Here is a 22,613-nt window from a genome sequence, read left to right as displayed (position 1 = left end):
AGTTTCAAGTGAAATAATCATATTTATAACCAGTCACTCAACTGGATACCAAAGCCGATACTATTGGAGTGGGCATCATAGTCAATCAGGCTTTCTCCATAGCCATTAAACCATTGCACATAACCTTTCACACGGTCTGTCAGCGGGAAACTCCAGCCTAACTGAACAGCGCCATAGTTATCATCAAAATTCAGGTTATTCCGCAGCAGAATATCGAAGCTGTGATTATCCATTTTATAGACAGCGCCGAATTCAAAGTTACCCATATATTCTTCAATATCCGGATTATCGTCATCGCTGCTGCTATCCGGGATTCGCCACCATGGTTTAAATGAGTAGTACCAATCATTGTGCTCAAACACAAAGTCCGCATAAACCCGGTTCCAGCTACGTGATAACTCACCTGCCTGACCATTTGACTGGTGGACAATACCTGTACGAATAAGTGAACTTTTTATACCAAACAATTCATAATCGTTTTTGAATGATAACCAGGCTTCCGGTTCATGATCAGACTCACGGAAAGGCGAAGAACTGTGTTTATTAAACTGCTGCCAAAATGACCGGTTGGTATAAGCTACATAGGCATCAGCCCGACCATTGAAGAGATCGTAAGCCACTGGCAGCTTCAGGCTGATTTGGAACTTGGTTTCCCACGGCTGCAAATGAATATTGTCATTCGGATAAGCTGCTTCAAATGGCGCTTCATTCGGAGCAGACATATTATTACTTAAGATAATGTAATTCGGTTTATGCGGTAATAATACAAACGGGTTTTTGGCTTCTTTCTTTTCCAGAAATAAGCGTCGGGTAATGGCCGACTTGTCTTCTGTCTCTAAACCCGTACTGGTTACTTTAACGTCAACAGGCTCAGGATTGGGGGAGGCTTCCTCAATAGTGTTCTGGGTGATTGAGGAGTCACATAATTGTTTAATATCACCGACTGACATGGTGTCATCTGCTGTCGCCAGTTGAGTGAGCAAGCATTGATTTAACTTATCATCGGCATTGACCAGTGGTGTATAACCGATAGCTAACGATAAGAAGTAAAAGGAGAATGATGCCGTCTTCATAGCTTGCCTATGTCAGAAAGAAATAAGAACTCACGACATCATATCCCAGAATGCTAGACGTTGAAGCGGAAATGCATGACATCGCCATCTTTGATGACATATTCTTTGCCTTCCAGACGCCACTTACCGGCATCTTTCGCGCCTTGCTCACCATTGTATTGAACAAAATCATCGTAGCTGATGACTTCTGCGCGGATAAACCCTTTCTGAAAGTCAGTGTGAATAACACCAGCGCCTTCCGGTGCTGTCGCGCCGACTTTCACCGTCCATGCCCGCACTTCTTTTACACCGGCTGTAAAGTAAGTATGTAAACCAAGCAATTCATAACCGGCACGGATAACACGATTCAAACCCGGCTCGTCTTGCCCGATTTCACTTAGAAATTCGACTTTTTCATCGTCTTCCAAGCCTGCGATTTCTGATTCAATCGCCGCACAAATCGCGACAACATTAGCATTTTCTTGCTCAGCGAATTGTTTAACGGCATCTAAAGCAGCGTTATTCTCAAAACCATCTTCAGAGACATTGGCAATATACATGGTGGGTTTGATCGTCAGCAGATGTAAGTCACGGATCAAAGCCAGCTGCTCTTTATCAAAGCCCATGGCACGAACAGGTTTGCCACTATCCAGTTCATCACGCATTTGCGTGAGTAGCTCTAATCTGGCTTTGGCCGTTTTGTCACCACTTTTGGCATCACGAGTCGTTTTGGTGATGGCTTTTTCAACACTTTCCAAGTCCGCAAGCGCTAACTCGGTATTAATCACTTCGATATCATCCAAAGGTGACACTTTACCGGCGACATGCACGATATTGTCATCTTCAAAACAACGTACTACGTGTGCAATCGCATCTGTCTCGCGAATATTGGCCAGAAATTTATTACCCAGACCCTCACCTTTTGAGGCGCCCGCTACCAAACCGGCGATATCAACAAATTCCATCGTGGTCGGTAAAACGCGTTCTGGATTTACTATAGCTGCCAGTTTATCCATACGTGGATCAGGTACGGGAACGATGCCGACATTAGGCTCAATAGTACAAAAAGGATAGTTCTGCGCATCGATACCGGCTTCAGTCAATGCATTAAACAAGGTTGATTTGCCAACATTAGGTAAACCGACGATACCGCACTTAAATCCCATGAGAAATCCTATTGTGAATGTAGCCAGTTCATAGCCTTATCCATATTTCCGGATAACACCTCTGGCAAAATACGTAAAACATTATCGATGGCTTGCTCTATCTGTTGGCGATCGGTCGGTGACGGTTTACTGAGAACATAATCAGAAACCAGCTTGCTATGACCAGGATGTCCTATTCCCAAACGACAGCGCAGAAATTGCTTGCCACCCGTCTGAGCAATAATATCCCTGAGTCCATTATGCCCACCATGACCGCCATCGCGTTTCAGTTTAACGGTTCCGGGAGACAAATCTAATTCATCATGAATAACGAGAATATTCTCTAACGGAATTTTGAAGAAATTCGCTAACAGGGCAACAGACTGACCGCTTCTGTTCATAAAAGTCAGTGGTTTGAGCAAAAAAACTTTATGACCATCCAGAGAGCATTGAACCAGCTCCCCGTGATATCGGTTTTGAACAGTGAAGTTCACCCCGAGCTCACGAGCCAGCTGGTCCAAAAGCCAGAACCCGACGTTATGCCGGGTTCCTTCATACTGGGAGCCGGGATTACCTAAACCGGCAATGATCCAGCTCCCCATCTAAAGATTACTCTTCAGTTGCTTCTTCATCACCCTCTGCGTCTTCAGCTTCATCATCCACTGAATGTACGCGAGGCATATGAATATTGACCACTGCTTGGTCATAAGCAGAACGTTCACCTTCTTCAAGGTGCTCTTCCTGACCGTGTGACAGTGCAGGTAAGCTAACGCCTTTAGGCAGAACAAGTTCTGATAAGTGAATAGCGTGATCTAATTCCAGCTTGCTGATATCTACCTCAATGAACTCTGGCAGATCAGCTGGTAAACAAGCAATTTCAACCTCAGTCATCACGTGAGAAACCACACCACCGGCTTTCACACCTACGGCTTTTTCTTCGCCGATGAAGTGAAGAGGAACAGTCATTGTCATTTCATGTTTTGCATCAACACGCAGGAAATCAGCGTGAATGATTTTGTTGTCATTGGCAGGATGACGTTGCAGGTCTTTTAATACAACTTGCTCTTTTTTCTTGCCAATGTTCAGCGTCAGAATGTGAGCATAAAATGCTTCTTCAGCTAAATGACGAATGAATTGGTTGTGATCTAAAGCGATCGAAACTGGCTCTTTTTCAGCGCCATAAACAACAGCTGGTACTTTACCCGCATGACGAAGGCGGCGGCTCGCACCTTTCCCCTCATCAGTACGCGCTTCAGCTTGTACTTCAAATAAGTTTTCCATTTTTTTCTCCAAAAACAATGGACTTTTGCCCATCAAAAATGCCGCTTTTTAAGCGGCGTAAGCCTCCCCCGCGACCAGGTTCGGCACGTAAAAGTCAGCCGTAGCTAACTAATCCATATACAAGGAGCTGACTGACTCCTCGTTGCTAATTCTGTACATCGCTTCTGCCAGCATTTCTGCAATGCTTAACACGCGAATTTTTTCACATTCCTGCGCATGCGGCTGCAATGGAATGGTATCGGTTACCACTAGTTCATCCAGTACTGAGTTGCTGATATTTTTTATAGCTGGGCCCGATAAAACCGGATGTGTTGTGTAGGCGACCACACGGGTAGCGCCATGTTCTTTTAGTGCAGCAGAGGCCGCACATAATGTACCGGCAGTATCCACCATGTCATCAATCAACACACACACGCGACCATCCACATCACCAATGATATTCATCACTTTGGCTTCATTAGCGCGGGGACGACGTTTATCGATAATGGCTAATTCAACACCGAGATGTTTCGCTAAGGCACGCGCTCTGACTACACCACCCACGTCAGGCGAGACGACCACTAGGTCTTCGTATTTATGCTTCCAGATATCACCCAGTAACACCGGTGAGGCATAAACATTATCAACAGGGCAATCAAAAAAGCCCTGAATTTGATCAGCATGTAAATCGACGGTTAAAACGCGGTCTGCACCAACGCCAGTCAGCATATTCGCTACGACTTTCGCGGTAATCGCTACACGCGCTGAACGAGGACGACGATCTTGTCGTGAATAACCAAAATAAGGCACAACCAGCGTAATACGCTTTGCTGATGCACGACGGATGGCATCGGTCATCACCATCAATTCCATCAGGTGATCATTGGTTGGCATGCAGGTAGGTTGAACGATAAAGACGTCTTTACCACGTACGTTATCAAGGATTTCAACCATGATTTCGCCGTCACTGAATTTTTCCACCGTGGCTTTGCCAAGGGAAATATTGAGGAAATTGGCGATGCTTTGAGCCAGCTTACGATTGGCATTACCAGTGAATACCATCATACGGCTGTCGGCTGTTCGTTGTTGTAACTGGAGAAGTCGGTTTTGTGTCACGGTAGAGGCGCCGAGTTTTCTATCAAAAAAACAAAAGAGTGGCTGGGGTACCAGGATTCGAACCTGGGAATGCTGGGATCAAAACCCAGTGCCTTACCGCTTGGCGATACCCCAACTGACAAAACTCATTCTATCATCTTGCAGTCACATCTGGCTTATTTTTCTGCCAGTGCTCTTGCAGTGAGTGGCGACTGATTACAGCCTTTTGCCACAAAACCCTGCCAGTGTGAAGGCAGTTTATCTATTACGTCTTGTGCTTGTTGCTGACTTTGAAAATCAGCGAAAACACATGCTCCTGTACCAGTCATTCTCGGAGGCGCGTATTGTGCCAACCATTCCAGTGCATTTGCAACTGCCGGATAGTGTTTTATCACTACCGCTTCGCAGACGTTTCTGCCTTCCCCAGAAAGGAAGCGCGGTATTGTGATAGGTTCGCAGTCTCGTGTCAATTCCACCGATGAAAATATTTCTGCAGTAGACACATGACAATCAGGACAAATCACCGCAAACCAAGGTTCTATCGGGGATATTGGCGTTAAGTCTTCGCCGACGCCTTCTGCCCAGGCAGCGTGACCAGCGATAAAAATCGGCACATCTGCCCCCAAACTGAGTCCGATTTGCGCTAATTTTTGCTGTGACAAACCACATTGCCATAGCTTATTCAACGCGACTAATGTTGTAGCGGCATTTGAACTACCGCCTCCTAAACCGCCCCCCATGGGTAAGCGTTTTGTGACGGAAATATCCACCCCATGATGTGTTTCAGTAAAGGGTTTTAATAATGTTGCCGCTTTAACAATCAGATTATCTTCGCTGGGCACACCTGCAAATTCAGTTTGTAGATCGATTTTGCCTGAGTTATTGGTATCAAAAAACAGACTATCGCCAAAATCCAGAAACTGAAATGCGGTCTGAAGGTTGTGATACCCATCTTCCCGCCGTCCGGTGATATGCAAAAATAAATTTAATTTTGCCGGCGCTGGCCATGCTTTCACTCAGCTCGACTCCAATCTGCAATCACTAATCTAATATTCAAATCAGGGTGTTTGATAAAAATTTTAGCGGGTACCACCAAGCCATTAAATGGCACATAGCGCAGATATTCCACCTGCCAACCGGCTTGCTCTAAGGTTTTAAGACGCCCATTTTCATCCAGTTGATACTTATCTACTGCAGCGTCTTTATAAGGCACGCCTCTCACCCAATCACGTAATGCACTAACCGGTAAAAGCCAGCCTAAAGTTTTGGCTAAAAGTTGCTCGGGTGTCTGCGCCGAATATTGCTCACCATTATCCAGCGTTAAGGTAACTTGTTGTGCATCACCCATTAACTCAGCCCCACCTTGGGAAAAAGGGCCTGATAATTTGATATCAAAACCATCACCTTGTTGTTGCCAAGTGATTCCCGCGTTCCAGCCTTCACGACCTTGGGTGATCGCCGTACGACCTCGAAACCGCCAGTCTTTCAGTGACGCTATTTCTTGCTGCTGCTGTTGCCATTTTTGCTCTGGCGACTCAGTAGTCGTTTTTGCTTGCCATAAAGGCGCACAGGCGGTCAGCAACAGACTCAGTGCTGCCAACCAGACTAACCTCATAGGCCAAACCTGCGCATGGTTTCAATTAACAAGGTATTGTCAGGATCTTGCAACAGACCCTTATCCCAGATTTTTTTCGCTTCTTGTTTTTTGCCGCGCTGCCACAGTACTTCACCTAAATGGGCAATGAACTCCGGATCAGGATTGGCTTCCGTCGCTTCCCGCAGGTATTTTTCCGCTTTTTCTAAGTCACCCAGGCGATAATAAACCCAACCCAGACTGTCGAGGTAGAAAGGGTCACCTGGCTTAAGTTCTAAGGCACGTTGAATCAGCTTTAATGCTTCCTGATGACGATCAGTACGGTCCGTCAATGTATAACCCAGTGCATTTAATGCCTGAGAATTATTAGGATCATTGGCCAGAATCTGTCTTAAATCGGCTTCCAGCACATCCAGCTTATCCATCGACTCAGCAATCATCGCTCTGCTATAGAGCGCATCTTCATTTTTTGGGTAATGCTTGATGGCTTTTGTTAATAAGTCAAAAGCCTCTTGTTTCATGCCGTGGTCGCGTAACAAACTGGCTTCGAATAAGTAATACTGCAGGGCTTTATTCGGTAATTGCTGTCTCAACTGTGCCAGATGTTCACGGGCTTTTTCGATGTCATCGCGACCCAGCAATAAATTAATGTAATGGGTCTGCGCCAAATCAAAACGACTGCTTTGCACCGGTACTGAGGCAAACCAAACCAGCGCGGCATCGACATTGGCATTCAATTCTTCAGCAATCCCCATAAAATACGCAGCCTGATTGGTGGGATCACCCAGTCTTAGTAAATCACTGAAATACGATTTGGCTTTCTCGCCATCTTTTTCTTCCAGCGCTAACAAGCCAAGCGCAAAAAGCACATCCCGATTTTCGGGGTTATCCGCCTGAATGGATTCAAAAATAGTGCGTGCTTTGTCCAGTTGGCCGTCATCACCTAATAATTTGCCATAGGTAAAACGCAGTTCATCACTGGCATCCGCTTTTGCTGCAGGTTTGGCTAGCAGTTTCACACCTTCTTTGGTTTTGCCCAATCGCTGTAAGGTATCGGCTTTTAACACGAGATAGCTTTCATTCTCAGGATCGGCTTTTAATAAAGGATCAATTTCAGCCAGTGTTTCTGGGTATTGCTGATAGAAGAACGCTAAGCGAGCATAGGCATAATGTGCATCAGGATGGCCTTGCTTATACAGATCCAGCTTCTTCAATGTGGCAAGCGCTTCTTCCGGTGAAGCCACTTCAGCCAGATTTTCTGTCGCTCTGGCTAAATAAATCTTTTGATTCTCTGGCGCTAAAGATAATGCTTTGTTTATGGCTTGAACCGCGCCGTCATAATCTTTCTCCATCATCAAAAATGGCGCGCGCATCATATAGACATCAGCATTATTAGGATCCACTTCCAACCAGCGATCCAGAGCGTGATTAATTTTTTCTTCGTTTCGGGAAAGTGTCGCCACCTGTGCACTTCGGCCAGCTAGTTTAGGCGACTTGACCATATCCGCAGCACGCTCGTAAAGCTCGACAGCGGCTCCGACTTCACCACGCTGACCCGCCACTTCCGCAGTAAGGATGTAGTACATCAGTTCAGGTGACATTGGCATTGTGACTTCGGGCTTTTTTTCCTCTTTCACTTCCGGTGCAGCTTTGACGACTTTTTGTGCCTCATCAACTGTGGCTTTACTTTGCTGTGCGGGGGTTGCAGCACAGGCAGTAATGAGTGAGGTAAGTCCGATCAGAGCAAAATATTTAGTATGTTGCCCTACATTCATCATGAATGATTTCATTGAATCCATATTAAAACGACCTGAACGTTTGATTTTGATAGAATGGCGAATTGTTTTCACTAATAACAGACGATTGTAATAATGGCTGTAAAGTTTAACAGCATTTAATAACGACTTTTTCTTAATATGCATCTTGTCACCTATGGCATCAACCACAACACCGCTCCGGTTCATATCCGTGAGCTATTTGCGTTTGATGCGAGCATGCTTCCAGCAGCTTTATCCACTTTACATGAAGATGATTCCATACTTGAAGTCGTTATCTTGTCGACGTGCAATCGTACTGAAATCTACTGTTGTGTTGATGCAGAGTCTGACAACCAAATCCTCGCTTGGTTGCATCAGTATCATCAGCAGGAAGATGGCACTATCACCCCTTATCTGTATCACTACCAGCATGCCGACGCCATTCGTCATCTGATGCGCGTGGCCTGTGGGCTGGATTCTATGGTGCTGGGCGAACCCCAGATTCTGGGTCAGCTAAAAGATGCTTATAGCCAATCACTTAATGCTAATACCCTTGGAAAATCACTAGGCCGTTTGTTTCAACACGCATTTGCTGTTGCCAAACAAGTCCGTACGGATACCGCGATTGGAAACAGTCCTGTTTCGGTAGCTTTTGCTGCCGTCAGTCTGGCGAAACAAATTTTTAGCGAGCTGGCTGACTCCACCGCCTTATTAATAGGTGCAGGCGAGACCATTGAACTGGTCGCACGCCATCTCTATGACAATGGTATTAAACGTATCATCATCGCCAACCGCACGATTGAACGGGCACATAATCTCGCCACTCAAGTAGATGGTTATGCCATTAGTCTGAGTGAACTGCCGGCACATTTGGCCGAAGCCGATATTGTGGTCAGCTCAACCGCCAGCCAACTGCCAATTCTCGGTAAAGGTGCTGTTGAAAGAGCCTTAAAAATCCGTAAACGTAAACCAATTTTCATGGTCGATATCGCCGTACCACGCGATATTGAAGCCGAAGTCGGATTATTGGATGATATATACCTTTATTGTGTTGATGATTTGAAAGAAATCATCGAAGAGAACTTACAATCTCGTCGTGATGCCGCCTTACAGGCTGAAGAAATTATCGATACACAAGTGGATCATTTTCAGGCCTGGCTCAGAACCCAAGATGCCGTCCCTGTAATTAGAGCCATACGTGACAATGCTGAAGAGATAAGTAAGCATTCACTGGAAAGAGCAATAAAACAACTTGAGCAAGGTATGCCTGCCGAACAGGCCATGACTGAGCTCGCACGTACATTGACCAACCGTTTACTGCATGAACCGAGTCGCCAGCTCCGTCAATCCGGATTTGATGAAGAAGGCCATTTACTCAGCGCAGCACGGCGTCTGTTTAATATCAAGGATCCCAAGTGAAAGATTCGATCAAACATAAATTAGAATCACTCGTTGATCGTCATGAAGAAATTAGTGGTCTGCTCGCTGATCCTGACACCATGGCCGATCAGAATAAATTCCGATCACTGTCGCAGGAATACGCTCAATTAGAGCCTGTTGTCAGCAATTTCAACGCATATCGCCGCACAATCAGCGCATTAGAAGATGCCAAGCAGATGCTGAATGAAGATGATGCTGACATGCGTGAAATGGCAAAAGAAGAAATTAATGCTGCAGAAGAAAAAATCGAAGAGCTCGAATTAACCCTGCAAAAGTTATTACTGCCTAAAGATCCTAATGATCAACGCAATATTTACCTGGAAATTCGTGCCGGAACCGGTGGTGATGAAGCAGCGATTTTCTCTGGCGATTTATTCCGTATGTACACCAAATATGCCGAGTCTCGTCGCTGGAAAGTCGAAGTGATCAATGCGCAGGAAGGTGAACATGGCGGTTATAAAGAAGTCATCTGCCGCATTGTCGGTGAAGGGGCATATTCACGTCTGAAGTTTGAATCAGGTGCTCACCGTGTTCAACGGGTTCCGGAAACCGAATCACAAGGCCGTATTCATACCTCGGCCTGTACAGTGGCCATTCTGCCGGAAGCGGATGAAATTGATGAAGTCGATATCAACCCGGCCGATTTAAAAGTCGATACCTACCGCTCTCAAGGCGCCGGTGGTCAGCACGTTAACACCACAGATTCTGCGGTGCGTATTACTCACATTCCAACCGGTATCGTCGTCGAATGTCAGGAAGAGCGTTCGCAACATAAAAATCGTGCAAAAGCGATGTCCGTTTTACAAGCGCGCATCATGGCTGCGCAGGTAGAAAAACAAGCGGCCGAAGAAGCTCAAACACGTAAATCACTGGTGGGTTCAGGTGACCGAAGTGAACGTATCCGTACCTATAACTATCCTCAGGGACGTGTTACTGATCACCGTATCAATCTGACCTTATACAAACTGGTTGAGATCATGGAAGGTGAGCTGGAACAAGTGATTGAACCCCTGATCAACGAATATCAGGCGGATCAACTCGCCGCCTTATCCGGCGAATCTTAAATCCAGTCGCGTGGCGGCAGAAAGTCCGTGTATAAACGGGCTTCTGCTGATCCGGCTTCCGGAATCCAGTGATACCGCCATTTCACCAGTGGTGGTAGCGACATCAAAATCGATTCGGTGCGGCCACCCGACTGTAATCCAAACAATGTGCCGCGGTCATACACCAGATTAAACTCAACATAACGTCCACGACGGTATAACTGAAAGTCGCGTTCGCGTTCACCAAACTCGGTGTCCTTACGCTTCTGCACAATCGGGGCATAAGCCTTGATATAACTGTCGCCAACCGATTGCATAAAGGCAAAACAGCGATCAAAGCCCCATTCATTCAGATCATCAAAAAACAAACCACCGACGCCACGGCACTCATCACGATGCTTCAGGTAAAAATACTCATCACACCACTTTTTAAAGCGTGAATACACGTCAGCACCAAAAGGATCACACGCGGCTTTAGCGATGGTATGCCAATGAATCACATCTTCTTCATTACCGTAATAAGGCGTTAAGTCATAGCCACCGCCAAACCACCAGATAGGATCTTCACCGTCTTTTTCAGCAATAAAAAAGCGGACATTGGCATGTGATGTTGGTACGTACGGATTATGAGGATGGATAACGAGTGACACCCCCATGGCGCGAAAACTTCGACCCGCTAACTCAGGGCGGCTGGCCGTTGCTGAAGCCGGTAAATCATCTCCACTGACTTCAGAAAAATTAACACCACCTTGTTCAAAGACGGCACCATTGGTTAAAACTCGAGTACGACCACCACCGCCAGTTTCACGTTTCCAGTCATCAATTTCAAACGATGCTTTACTATCTATTAATTCAAGTTCATTGCAAATACTTTCTTGTAGGCGAAGTAGGTATTCACGAACGGCATCAATATCCGGTCTACTCATCGTAAAATTTCTCCTGTTTGTGCATCTCTGATTTGGCTTGGTTTTTTGGCGCCGCCCAAACTACCCGCTAACACATAATCCAGCTCAGGCAATTGCCAGCGAACCTGATGCACATTCATCGCTGGTCGTAAGCCATTGAGGTTGGCACTGGTAGAGACAATCGCTCCACCAAAGGCTTCACACAAAGCACGGGTTTGTGGGTGCGCCGTCACTCGCACGGCAATGGTATCGTGTAAGCCCGTTAACAACATCGGGACTTCTTCACGCACTGGCAGTAACCACGTTACCGGGCCGGGCCAGGTTTTATTCAGTTCGGCTAACACTTTGGCATCAACGGGTTTAATAAAATCTTGTAACTGATTAAAGTCTGATGCGATGAGGATAAGGCCTTTATGCCAGGGACGTTGTTTCAACTCTAATAAACGCAATAATGCTTGTTCATCCCAGGGATCGCAGCCCACACCAAACACCGCCTCTGTCGGGTAGCCGATAACGCCACCGGCATTCAGGGTTTTTACCGCTTCTCGTAATCGCCAAGTATTTGTCATGTTCTCGCCTCTATTCAGACCACAGTGATTGAATACCCTAATGTCACTCAATAAAAAGGGGTTAACCAGTAACCCCTTTTTTACCTTCTTAAGCCGTCAATTTAGCCCTGCTCACGTGCCACAGCGCGGTAGGCTATATCGGTACGGAAATACGCATCTTTCCACTTAATGTGATCCAATGCCTGATAAGCCGACTTTTGCGCTTCTGCCACGGTATTACCCAGTGCGGTCACACATAACACACGACCGCCAGCCGTAACCACATCATCACCTTGACTCGCTGTGCCAGCATGAAACACTTTGCTGCCATTTTTCTCAGCGTCGGCAATACCAGTAATCACATCACCTTTACGATAACTATCGGGATAACCACCTGCGGCCATCACGACACCGATAGCTGCACGAGGATCCCATTCAGCTTCGACTTCATTCAAGCGTTTATCTAAAGCTGCTTCACATAAGGTGATAAGGTCAGATTGCAAACGCATCAAAATAGGCTGGGTTTCGGGATCACCAAAACGGCAGTTATATTCAACCACACGCGGCGCACCGGCTTCATCAATCATCAAACCGGCATACAAAAAGCCGGTGTAAGGACGACCATCAGCCGCCATGCCTTTAACAGTAGGCTCAATCACTTCGTCCATAATGCGTGTAAACACTTCATCGGTGACCACTGGAGCTGGAGAGTATGCGCCCATACCACCTGTGTTCGGACCTTTATCACCGTCATCACGTGCTTTGTGATCTTGCGAGGTTGCGAGTGGCAGAATATGTTCCCCATCGACCATCACAATAAAGCTGGCTTCTTCGCCTGTCATAAATTCTTCAATGACCACGCGGCTACCGGCGTCGCCAAAGGCATTACCAGACAGCATATCTTCTACCGCAGCAATGGCTTCGGCTTCGGTCATCGCTACAATCACGCCTTTACCCGCAGCTAAACCATCGGCTTTTACCACAATGGGTGCGCCCTGCTCTTGAATGTACGCTTTGGCTTCATCAACCTGAGTAAATACTTGATAAGCCGCGGTTGGAATTTGATGACGAGCCAAAAAGTCTTTGGTGAAACTCTTTGAGGCTTCTAATTGTGCCGCCGCTTTTGATGGACCAAAACAACGTAAACCCGCTGCTTCAAACGCATCGACAACGCCCATGGTTAATGGCACTTCCGGCCCGACCACGGTGAGATCAATCGCATTGTCCTGAGCAAATTTCACCAGCCCGGCGATATCTTCGACTTTGATATCCACATTGCTGATATTGCTTTCACTGGCCGTGCCGGGATTACCGGGTGCGACAAAGACTTGAGAACATTTTGGAGATTGATTCAGTTTCCAGGCGAGTGCATGTTCGCGCCCACCGCTACCGATGACTAATACTTTCATAGATGATTGCCGGAGATGCTTAAAAAAGAGGCTAATAATACCGTAGATAACGGCTTTTCCAAACCATCAAAATCGATGATTTATATAGGCAAAGCGATTCTTTTTCTCCACTCATCAGTCCGTAGCCAGCGCCAGCTTTGATCCAGGTCAAGATCTGTTCGGATATTAAAACAGCACAAATCCTCGCTGGTTATACTTTGCACACATTATTTAGGAACAAAACCATGACTGATGCGATTGAATTTAATGCCGAATTAATCCGCCGTTACGACAAAGCTGGCCCGCGTTATACCTCTTACCCGACGGCAGTCGAATTTCATCATGGTTTTACTGCCGACACTTATGCCCAGCATATTGCCTTATCAAATCAGCGTGGCGGCCCACTGTCTTTATATTTCCATGTGCCATTCTGCGATACGGTTTGTTTCTATTGTGCCTGCAATAAAATCATCACCAAAAACCGCCAGCATGCTCAGCCTTACCTGGAAAATCTCTATGAAGAAATTCGCATGCAGGCTGAGTTGTTTGACACAAACCGTGTGGTAGAACAATTACACTGGGGCGGCGGCACGCCGACGTTTTTAACGCATCAACAAATGCGTGAACTGATGGCGCAGACACGGAAATATTTCACCTTGGCAGATGATGACAAAGGCGAGTTTTCAATTGAAATTGATCCCCGCGAAGCGGATGACGCCACCATCAAACTGTTAAGAGAACTGGGTTTTAACCGCATCAGCCTCGGTTTACAGGACTTCAATCCTAAAGTGCAGAAAGCAGTTAACCGGATTCAAACAGAAGAACAAACATTCTCCATTCTAGACGCCGCCCGTCGTGAAGGTTTTCGTAGCATCAGCCTGGATTTGATCTATGGCCTGCCACATCAGACCGTGGAAAGTTTTAGCGACACCTTAGACAAGGTGATTGCTGCCAGCCCGGATCGTTTATCTGTGTTTAACTACGCACACATGCCTGACTTGTTTAAAACTCAGCGCCAAATCGCCACGGCCGATATCCCACCACCACAAGTGAAGTTACAAATTCTGCATCGCACCATCGATAAACTCACTGCCGCAGGTTATGTATATATAGGTATGGACCATTTCGCCAAACCTGATGATGAACTCACACTAGCCCAACAAAACAAACAGCTCTATCGCAACTTTCAAGGTTACTCGACCCGCGCAGAGTGTGATCTAATTGGTTTGGGTGTGACCTCTATCGGCAAAGTCGGTGATGCCTATGTGCAAAATGTGAAAACACTGCCGGAATACGATGAGGCGATCAAAGCGGGAAAATTGCCGGTATTACGTGGTGTAGAGCTGGATGAGGATGATAAATGTCGTCGCGATATCATCACCCGTCTTATCTGTGATTTTGCCCTGGACATACCCGCCATTGAAAAAGCCTATCAGATCAACTTCAACGACTATTTTTCAGATGCCATTGCCGACCTAGAACAATTTGCCCAAGACGGCCTGTTGCAGTATAAATGGGACTCTATAGAAGTCTTACCCGCTGGCCGCTTGTTAATACGTAATATCTGCATGGTGTTTGATAAATACTGTCAACAAGCAAGGCAGCGATTTTCCAAAGTTATATAGGGAATATGCTGGAAAAAATCCGACAGTACTTTATCTTTGGTCGACTGGGCGTCAAGCTTTATGTGCTTGCGGTCATCACCGGTTTACTGTCGAGTCTGGCCATCATTCTGTTACGCCTGACCATTGATTCTGGTCAGATGCTGCTATTCCCTTCTGGTGAAGTCGATAGTTATGACTCTTTGCCGTGGTACTGGTTACTTGCCATGCCGATTATCGGCGGTTTATTGATTGGTCTATTATTTCGTGGACTGGATGCAGAGCAACGCAATACCGGTATTTTGCATGTGATCGAACGGCTGTCCTCCTATGAAGGCCGGCTTCCCTGGCAAAATGCGGTTCGCCAATTTATCGGCACCAGTATCGCCATTATTACCGGCCACTCTGTGGGTCGTGAAGGTCCGGGGGTTCATCTGGGTGCTGCCAGCGGCAGTTTACTCGCCAGTGGTTTAGAACTCCCCAATAACAGCGTGCGTATTCTGGTGGCCTCAGGCTCTGCCGCCGCCATTGCCGCCTCGTTTAATACCCCCATCGCTGGTGTGATCTTCGCAATGGAAGTCATCATGATGGAATACCATATCGCCAGCTTTATTCCAGTCATTCTGGCAGCCGTCACTGGCGCGGTGGTTTGCCGTCTGACCTTTGGTGATGATACCGTTTTCGTCAATCTCGCTACCCAAATGCAATCGTTATGGGAGCTGCCCTACATTATCTTTCTCGGCATCATTATTGGTGGTTTAGCCACTTTATCGTTAAAAAGTCTGCAATTTTTCTCTGGCACATTCAGTAAACATCCAGCCTGGATACGTCCAACCTACGCGGGCATTTTGATGGGTATTTTTGGCATGGCTGTGCCCGAAGTAATGGGCATGGGGTACGGCATTATTGGCAGTATTTCTGCTAATGAAATCGCGATTGGCAGCCTGGTGATTATTCTGATTCTTAAACTTGTGCTGTCTTCTGCCTGCGTTGGTTTTGGCATTCCCGCCGGCATGGTGGGCCCTACTATGGTCGTTGGTGCATGTGCCGGTGCTATTCTGGGTTATATCGGTAATTTAGTCATGCCGGAATATGCTTCATCCATGACCTTTTATGCGGTTATCGGCATGTGTGCGATGATGTCGGCCACACTTAAAGCCCCGCTTGCTGCGTTGATGGCCATGTTGGAATTAACCGGTAACCCTGAAATCATCCTGCCAGGGATGTTGGCGATTGTATTCTCCAGTCTGATTATTCATGACTACTTTAAGCTCGATGCGCTATTTGTCAGTATTCTGCGTTATCGCGGACTCGATTTTCAAAACGACCCCATTTCACAAGCCTTACGCAAAGTCAGTGTTGGGGCAGCTATGCAGCGTAATTTTGTCACCTTAAATCAAGTGATCAACGCTCAAATGGCGATGCAAACCCTAAAAAACAGTCCTGAATGGATCATCATCACCCGTGATCGCATCCCGGTCGTGATGATGCCTGCCAGTGATCTGGCAAGAGCGGTCAGCGTCAAAGAGATGGGCGAAAATAGCGAAATAGACTTAATGCAGATCCCAGGCACACGTCGGGATGTACACAAAATTTCCTTACATACCAGTCTGTTCGAAGCGTATCAGGCCTTGAATGAACATCATGTAGAGGCCCTTTATGTCAGCCGTCAGAACGCCCCGATGATCGAACGAATTTACGGCATTCTGACCCGCGAAATGATCGAAGCCCACTACCAATTACCCAAATCTGTAACAAAATAGTAAAAAGGGTAGTGAACAAATCGAAAATCTTCGTTATAATGTGCGGCTTGTTGCCCAGGTGGTGAAATTGGTAGACACAAGGGACTTAAAATCCCTCGCCCTAATCCGGCGTGCCGGTTCGATTCCGGCCCTGGGTACCATAAGAATATGAAAGCCTTGATACTGCAAAGTATCGAGGCTTTTTTATTTCTACAACATATTATTTTCTTTCACTGTTTCCCAGCACGATAAACCTAAGCTAGTTTAAAGCGACTGGCTAACTGACTTAAGTGCTGACTTTCATTACCCAAAGCTAAACAAGCTTGTTCGGTTGATTTCGCACTGTCAGCAATACGATCAGAAGCTTGGTAAATAGTCGAAACACTCTCACTTAAATTTTTAACAACGGAAGTTTGCTGTTCCGTGGCAGTGGCAATCTGACTACTCATACCGGCAATTCTGTCGGAGACCTGCAATATATTGTCGAAAGAATTGCCCATATTACGAATCTGGCTGAGACCTGAACGCATCTGTTCCTGACTGCTTTGCATCATATCGGCCGCTTGAGCCGCATTACTCTGAATTGAGGCAATCACATCGGCAATTTCCCCCAAAGATGACTTGGTTTTCGTCGCCAATTTACGCACTTCATCAGCCACCACCGCAAAACCTCTACCCGCTTCACCGGCTCTGGCAGCTTCAATAGCCGCATTTAAGGCAAGTAAGTTTGTCTGCTCTGTAATACCGCTAATCACTTCTGAAATAACACTAATATTGTGACTGTCATATTGTAATTTAGTCACCACTTCAGAGGTATTACTTAACGCCGTCGCCATATCTTCCGTCTGCTGTATCGACTGCTGAATCATCTCGCCACTTTCCTGCGCTTCATGGCTGGCTTTTTCGCTCTGCTGAGAAGCATCCACGGTACGTAGCGCTACCTCTTCAAATCCCACCTGCATTTGCTCAGTCGCTGTGGCGATTTGAGAAATTTCGTTACGCTGTGTCGCCAGATTTAACGTCGTTTCCTGCACTCTATTATTTAACTGTTCACTGGTCACTTCCAATGATTGCACACTGTCGTTGATTTCCTGAGCTAACTGCGCCAGACCACGCTGCATTTGATCAAAATAATAAGCTGCCGATCCCAGCTCATCCTCAGCAAACTCTGAGAGCACTAAGTTTTTGCTCAAATCTCCCTGCTCTACCGCCTGCATTTGTTGGATCAATTTATCGAGAGGCACGGTCACTTTACGTGTGATGAAGAAGATCATCAGCAACACAAAGGCCACAGAAATAATGCCCGTCACAGCACTCTGTATGACCAATGTCTGAATGTGTGCCGCCTCATGTTGTTTGATCTCAATCGCTTCAGCCTGCAAGTCATGTTGTAAATCGCTTAATAACTTAACAATCGCATTAAATGGCGCCAGCATCGGACCCAGCATTTCTTGTCTTGCTTCATCAATTCGGCCTTGATCAATAAGCTCGATATACTTGTTCTGCATGGCAACATAATCAGCTATTTGCTGCTGAAAACTTTCTATATTTTGGCGAATGACAGGCGTATCGGCTAAGGAAAGCATGTGCTTCATAGCTTCAGACATCTTCTGATTGTTGTAATCAATCGTCACCAATATCTTCTGGTGCTCGTCTGCATCATTGGTCAACCCATAATCTAAAGCAAAGCGACGATAAGTAACGGTGTAATAACGTAAATCAGAAATCGTGGTTAATAAGCTGACATTTCGATCCACCACAGAGACAAATTTATTTTGCAGATCATGAATAGCGAATAGAGGATAAATACCCACAGCAATGATAATCGCTATTGATGCGCCGAATGCTAACTGCAGGGCCTTAGGTATAGAAAGTTTCTTAAACATGGCAATTCCCTTATATAGGCAATATGAGCGAAGGGCCGACGCTGACTCACACATTTGCCATGCCCCTGAAATTCAGCCACAGTTTAATTTAGAAGCAATAATTTAATACAACGATTATTTCCTGTTAATTTAATCGTTAAAACAGATTAATAAATTTTGTTAACTGCTTCCAGAAAACACGCTGATTTCTGCCTTTAAGCTCAAATTTGCTGTACCATTTTTTCCGATGTGATGGACCATAAGAGAACGACGTCTGAATGACCGCTTCACCCACTAAAATAAGCTGGCTTTTCCTAGCCCTGGCCGCCCTATTCATTTTTACAGTTCCTCAGGCCGAAGCAGGTTTGATCTCTGGTTTAGCCAAATTAGGCAAAAAAGTGGATGCGCCGGACACACATCACGCCTCATCTTTCCGCTTTGCTGATGAATTAGCTCATTATCCAGAAGGCAGTGTCGCTGAAATTAGCTTCAATCACAGCCAAAACCAGTGGATGGCAAGAACGCCAGATGGCAAAAACGTGCCTGTGCATCAATTCACTGAAAATGCAGTGGATGCAAACAAACAAGCCACCTTATTACTTTCTGAAAGCAATCTCCCCTACTCTCTGGATGCCTTTAATAAACTGCCCGCAGACGTTGCCATCAAACTCAAATCACGGCATGGCAAAACCTATTCCTTAAGCACCAGCCCGACGGCAACCCAACTGATTGATAACCATATCAGTATCAACATTAGCGATATGTCTTCATTAAAAACGGCACTGTGGCAGTTACAACGGCCAGTTACCTCGGCAAATATGCGTTTGATTCAATTAGCCGATAATCCTGATCTGACGCTGCCCAAACAAAGCTACGGCTCAAAAATACTCGTGGATAAAGTCGGAACAAACCAGTTACTAAATGCACTCAAAACAATGCGGCAGCAAAGCTTTGTTATTTCAGCCAAGGTAGAGGATGGCTTTATCATTCAAGGTAAAGAAAAGATCGCTGTAACGGATTTGGAAAAAGTCGCTGCTGATAGAGATATCAGCCTGATCATTCTCGGCTCAGACAAACCCAAAAAAACCTTAGATCAATTGGCTAAAGACTGGCAAAAACGAAAAGATGCTGGCAGTTTAAGTTCATATACCGCTGGTGACTTTTATAATACCTTTGCACCCAAAAACACCTCATCACCTGTCCCGGTAGAGATTGATTCATCAGGGAAATTACGTACTGCCCTGCATTTTGATCATAGCATCTCTGCCACTAAAGCCGTCCAACCGCAAAGCAGCAACCTCGAGCTCGCCTTACTGCCACTCCATGTTTTAACAAAATCCGTCATGCTATTTCAGCCCAATGAGGCTCGAGCGAAAGAACTGGATGATCGCATCCACCCAGCTATCCCGTCATGGGTTCATCTTTCATTAATCGCTTCACTAGTGATTGGCCTGGTCGCCTACAAAACATCCTGGTTCTTATACCTCAAACTCTGGGCCTCACCACTCAGAGTTAATTACCGTCACTGGTTTCCATTCACCCTTCGTTATCTAGTACACCGGCTAAGTTTTGTTCTTTTTTATCTGCCATTACTCGGCTTTATAAGTCCGCTCTATATATTGATAACCTGGACTTACAGAATTATTCACTTTTTACTGATTCGTCCCGCTTATTGGATTTTTAATAAATTAGGTTAGCGTGATTGGTTTGCAAAGCGGACTGTTAAGAAATGTAAGAGATTTTTTACAAAATTAGTTATTATCCGAAAAATACAGAAATAATCATTCTCAATAAGGATATATAACCATGTTCAAACAGACCCTTCTTCTAGCAATTACAATGACTTTGACTACCATTACCCCCGTCGTACATGCAGACTTCATGGATGGTATTCGTGATCTGAAAAATGCGGTTTCCGATGTCAGCAGCAGTTCGAAAGAAGTCAGTTCTCTCGGCAAAACAATGGGGTTTGGTAATAATGAGTCAGAAGATACCAGCGGCGCTCTTGAAGCAGGCGATGTATTAGTTGCTAAAATCAACAAACTGAAAGTCTATAAAGATCCGAGCAAATCATCAGAGACCGTCTCGCTCGTTGATAAAACCAGCAGTCTGGTATTTATGGGTGAACAAGCAAACGGCTTTTATTTTGTCACCACCGATGACGGTGCTGAAGGCTGGGTCCAACAAGCACTAACAGCGAAACAGTAAGAGTAATTGCTTCATCGATATTTTGACTATAAATAAGGGTCAGCCTAATCAAGTTGGCTGACCCATAATTTCCCGATTGTTTCCATTTCTCCCTGATTCATCCTGCTTATTGGGTTTTGAGTAAGTTCAGTTAAATGTTAACGTAGAACTTCACCTGATTAAGCCAGTCATACTGGTGAAATCAAACACTCTGACACTATTGATAAGCCCTCAAAAATATGACTTCAGAAGTCTCGACACTCGACGACCTTGCACAACTCACAAGCTATTCGCTCATGGACTCACTGAATTGTGATCCTGACGCAACCTCAAATGGCGATGACCATTATCCAAGACAAGTTTTCTCGGGGCATTATGTTCCGGTAAAACCGACGCCCATCGAAAACCCCGTTTATGTGACGCACAGTAAAACCTTTTTCGATGAACTGGGTTTCGCAGACAGCCTGGCGACCTCGGAAGACTTCATTCGACTGTTTTCCGGCGATCTCACTTATGTTCCAGAGCCTATCCGTAAAGTCGGTTGGGCGACGGGTTACGCCTTATCTATTTACGGTACGGAATACACACAGCAGTGTCCGTTCCAAACCGGTAATGGCTACGGTGATGGTCGAGCGATTTCCGTATTAGAAGCCGTTATCAAAGGCCAACGCTGGGAAATGCAGTTAAAAGGTGGCGGGCGAACACCCTACTGCCGCGGTGCAGATGGTCGTGCCGTTTTACGATCCAGCATCAGAGAGTTTCTTGCTCAAGAGCACATGCATGCACTCGGTGTGCCCACATCACGTTCATTAAGTTTGTATGCCTCGACAACGGAGCGGGTCAGACGGCCCTGGTATTCGGAGGGTTCAACAGCAGCTGAACCGGATATTATTATCACCGAACCCGTTGCCATCTCAACCCGCGTTGCCCCGTCTTTTATTCGGGTGGGTCAACTTGAGCTATTTGCCCGCCGTGTTGTGAATCATGCACATGAAAATGCCATGGATGAGCTGGAAAAGATCGTCTTGCACGTGATCGATCGAGAATATGCTGACGTTATCGATAACAACCTGAATATCGAACCAAAAGCCATTTCACTTGCCAAGGCGTTTCGTGAACGCCTCACCTCGCTTATCGCTAACTGGATACGCGTCGGTTATTGCCAAGGCAATTTTAACAGTGACAACTGCGCGGTCGGCGGTTTTACACTGGACTATGGTCCTTTTGGCTTCTGTGAAGCGTTTGATCCTCTATACCAGCCATGGATCGGGGGCGGACGTCATTTCTCATTCTTTAACCAACCCGCCGCGGCAGCACGTAACTTCGCCATGTTTTGTAAAGCCTTACAGCCTTTGCTTAAGGGCGATCCGCATTACCTATCAGAGCTTGAAGACGTTCAACACGGTTTTGCTAACGTCATCCAAACGCAATTAGAAAAGATGTGGGCAGCTAAACTCGGGCTTGAAGATTATAACGAAGCATTGTTTAGCGAGCTCATCAGCCTGATGACACTGACACCCGTCGATTACACCATTTTCTTTCGTGAGCTCTCAGAGGTGCCTGACAACATCGAGCCACTGAAAAAAAGCTTTTATGGTGAATTAAATCCTGCTGAAAATGGCATTAACTCAACGTCTCCAAACACTCAGGACATTGAAAAACACTGGTCAGCGTGGTTTGATAAATGGCAAACGCTGCTAGGCATCAGTGATAATAACGATGCAAACTCTACCCGTTCCCGTGAAGCGATTTCTAATCAAATGAAACGGGTTAATCCGAAATATATTTTGCGAGAGTGGCAGCTCGTTGCTGCTTATAAACAAGCCGCCGAAGGTGAATACACACTTCTTCGTGAATTACAGGATGTGATGACACAACCCTACACAGAACAGTCAAAAGACATCGAGGAAAAATACTATCGGCTTATGCCGACGGAGCTGAGTGATATCGGTGGTATATCGCATTATAGTTGCTCGTCATGATTCGAAATC

At 45.9% G+C, this 22,613-nt stretch carries 19 protein-coding genes and 2 tRNA genes; 8 read left to right on the top strand and 13 right to left on the bottom strand.

Annotation, left to right across the window (positions count from 1 at the left end):
* Positions 1-23 precede the first annotated feature (23 nt).
* From AC13DA_RS03730 to AC13DA_RS03690, 9 genes are all read right to left on the bottom strand, one after another.
* Positions 24-1,073 carry a phospholipase A gene (locus AC13DA_RS03730; protein WP_284450858.1) on the bottom strand — a complete coding sequence of 350 codons (1,050 nt, stop codon included), beginning with the start codon at positions 1,071-1,073 and terminating at the stop codon, positions 24-26.
* A 53-nt stretch (positions 1,074-1,126) separates the two neighbouring features.
* The gene (gene ychF, locus AC13DA_RS03725; protein WP_007144389.1) at positions 1,127-2,218 is read right to left on the bottom strand and encodes a redox-regulated ATPase YchF; all 1,092 of its coding nucleotides are present in this window, start codon (positions 2,216-2,218) and stop codon (positions 1,127-1,129) included.
* Between the two features lie 8 nt (positions 2,219-2,226).
* Complete coding sequence (gene pth, locus AC13DA_RS03720) at positions 2,227-2,799, bottom strand: aminoacyl-tRNA hydrolase (protein ID WP_284450857.1); 573 nt, start codon at positions 2,797-2,799, stop codon at positions 2,227-2,229.
* 7 nt (positions 2,800-2,806) lie between these two features.
* The gene (locus AC13DA_RS03715; protein ID WP_040576141.1) at positions 2,807-3,478 is read right to left on the bottom strand and encodes a 50S ribosomal protein L25/general stress protein Ctc; all 672 of its coding nucleotides are present in this window, start codon (positions 3,476-3,478) and stop codon (positions 2,807-2,809) included.
* Positions 3,479-3,586: 108 nt separating this feature from the next.
* Positions 3,587-4,522, bottom strand: a complete 936-nt coding sequence (locus tag AC13DA_RS03710) for a ribose-phosphate diphosphokinase (protein WP_177207333.1) — start codon at positions 4,520-4,522, stop codon at positions 3,587-3,589.
* Positions 4,523-4,612: 90 nt separating this feature from the next.
* Positions 4,613-4,687, bottom strand: a tRNA-Gln gene (locus AC13DA_RS03705).
* Between the two features lie 41 nt (positions 4,688-4,728).
* On the bottom strand, positions 4,729-5,568 hold the full coding sequence (ispE, locus tag AC13DA_RS03700) for a 4-(cytidine 5'-diphospho)-2-C-methyl-D-erythritol kinase (protein ID WP_273182951.1): 840 nt from the start codon (positions 5,566-5,568) through the stop codon (positions 4,729-4,731).
* Positions 5,565-6,167 (bottom strand): lipoprotein insertase outer membrane protein LolB, encoded by a 603-nt coding sequence (gene lolB, locus AC13DA_RS03695; protein WP_284450856.1) that lies wholly within the window; start codon positions 6,165-6,167, stop codon positions 5,565-5,567. The genes ispE and lolB overlap by 4 nt, the downstream gene beginning before the upstream one ends.
* Complete coding sequence (locus AC13DA_RS03690; RefSeq protein WP_284450855.1) at positions 6,164-8,068, bottom strand: tetratricopeptide repeat protein; 1,905 nt, start codon at positions 8,066-8,068, stop codon at positions 6,164-6,166. The genes lolB and AC13DA_RS03690 overlap by 4 nt, the downstream gene beginning before the upstream one ends.
* On the opposite strand from AC13DA_RS03690, the gene hemA reads away from it, so the two are divergent.
* Both hemA and prfA read left to right on the top strand, forming a co-directional pair.
* Positions 8,063-9,322, top strand: a complete 1,260-nt coding sequence (gene hemA / locus AC13DA_RS03685) for a glutamyl-tRNA reductase (protein WP_284450854.1) — start codon at positions 8,063-8,065, stop codon at positions 9,320-9,322. The two genes, AC13DA_RS03690 and hemA, sit on opposite strands and share 6 nt — an antisense overlap.
* On the top strand, positions 9,319-10,407 hold the full coding sequence (prfA, locus tag AC13DA_RS03680) for a peptide chain release factor 1 (RefSeq protein WP_007144381.1): 1,089 nt from the start codon (positions 9,319-9,321) through the stop codon (positions 10,405-10,407). The genes hemA and prfA overlap by 4 nt, the downstream gene beginning before the upstream one ends.
* Here prfA and hemF read toward each other — a convergent pair.
* From hemF to purD, 3 genes are all read right to left on the bottom strand, one after another.
* A complete protein-coding gene (gene hemF, locus AC13DA_RS03675) occupies positions 10,404-11,312 on the bottom strand; it encodes an oxygen-dependent coproporphyrinogen oxidase (protein ID WP_284450853.1) in 909 nt (302 codons plus the stop codon). The two genes, prfA and hemF, sit on opposite strands and share 4 nt — an antisense overlap.
* Positions 11,309-11,860 (bottom strand): L-threonylcarbamoyladenylate synthase type 1 TsaC, encoded by a 552-nt coding sequence (tsaC, locus tag AC13DA_RS03670; protein ID WP_284450852.1) that lies wholly within the window; start codon positions 11,858-11,860, stop codon positions 11,309-11,311. The genes hemF and tsaC overlap by 4 nt, the downstream gene beginning before the upstream one ends.
* Positions 11,861-11,961: 101 nt before the next feature.
* A complete protein-coding gene (gene purD / locus AC13DA_RS03665; protein ID WP_284450851.1) occupies positions 11,962-13,248 on the bottom strand; it encodes a phosphoribosylamine--glycine ligase in 1,287 nt (428 codons plus the stop codon).
* Between the two features lie 224 nt (positions 13,249-13,472).
* Here purD and hemN point away from each other — a divergent pair, with 224 nt between their 5' ends.
* From hemN to AC13DA_RS03650, 3 genes are all read left to right on the top strand, one after another.
* Complete coding sequence (hemN, locus tag AC13DA_RS03660; RefSeq protein WP_284450850.1) at positions 13,473-14,852, top strand: oxygen-independent coproporphyrinogen III oxidase; 1,380 nt, start codon at positions 13,473-13,475, stop codon at positions 14,850-14,852.
* Positions 14,853-14,857: 5 nt separating this feature from the next.
* The gene (locus AC13DA_RS03655; protein WP_284450849.1) at positions 14,858-16,591 is read left to right on the top strand and encodes a chloride channel protein; all 1,734 of its coding nucleotides are present in this window, start codon (positions 14,858-14,860) and stop codon (positions 16,589-16,591) included.
* Between the two features lie 52 nt (positions 16,592-16,643).
* A tRNA-Leu gene (locus AC13DA_RS03650) sits at positions 16,644-16,731 on the top strand.
* 93 nt (positions 16,732-16,824) lie between these two features.
* On the opposite strand, the gene AC13DA_RS03645 is transcribed toward AC13DA_RS03650, so the two are convergent.
* Complete coding sequence (locus AC13DA_RS03645; protein WP_284450848.1) at positions 16,825-18,456, bottom strand: methyl-accepting chemotaxis protein; 1,632 nt, start codon at positions 18,454-18,456, stop codon at positions 16,825-16,827.
* A 257-nt stretch (positions 18,457-18,713) separates the two neighbouring features.
* Here AC13DA_RS03645 and AC13DA_RS03640 point away from each other — a divergent pair, with 257 nt between their 5' ends.
* The 3 genes from AC13DA_RS03640 to AC13DA_RS03630 all read left to right on the top strand — a co-directional run bounded on the left by AC13DA_RS03640 (position 18,714) and on the right by AC13DA_RS03630 (position 22,604).
* Positions 18,714-20,132: a hypothetical protein gene (locus tag AC13DA_RS03640; protein WP_284450847.1), complete on the top strand. Its 1,419-nt coding sequence runs from the start codon at positions 18,714-18,716 to the stop codon at positions 20,130-20,132.
* 109 nt (positions 20,133-20,241) lie between these two features.
* Positions 20,242-20,643, top strand: coding sequence for an SH3 domain-containing protein (locus AC13DA_RS03635; protein WP_284450846.1), 402 nt, complete (start codon positions 20,242-20,244; stop codon positions 20,641-20,643).
* Positions 20,644-20,861: 218 nt separating this feature from the next.
* Positions 20,862-22,604, top strand: coding sequence for a protein adenylyltransferase SelO (locus AC13DA_RS03630; RefSeq protein ID WP_284450845.1), 1,743 nt, complete (start codon positions 20,862-20,864; stop codon positions 22,602-22,604).
* Positions 22,605-22,613: the final 9 nt, after the last annotated feature.

The sequence above is a fragment of the Methylophaga sp. F-2 genome (genome assembly GCF_056859315.1).
Note: the sequence above shows the minus strand (reverse complement) of the source record. Positions and strands in the feature narration are given on the sequence as shown.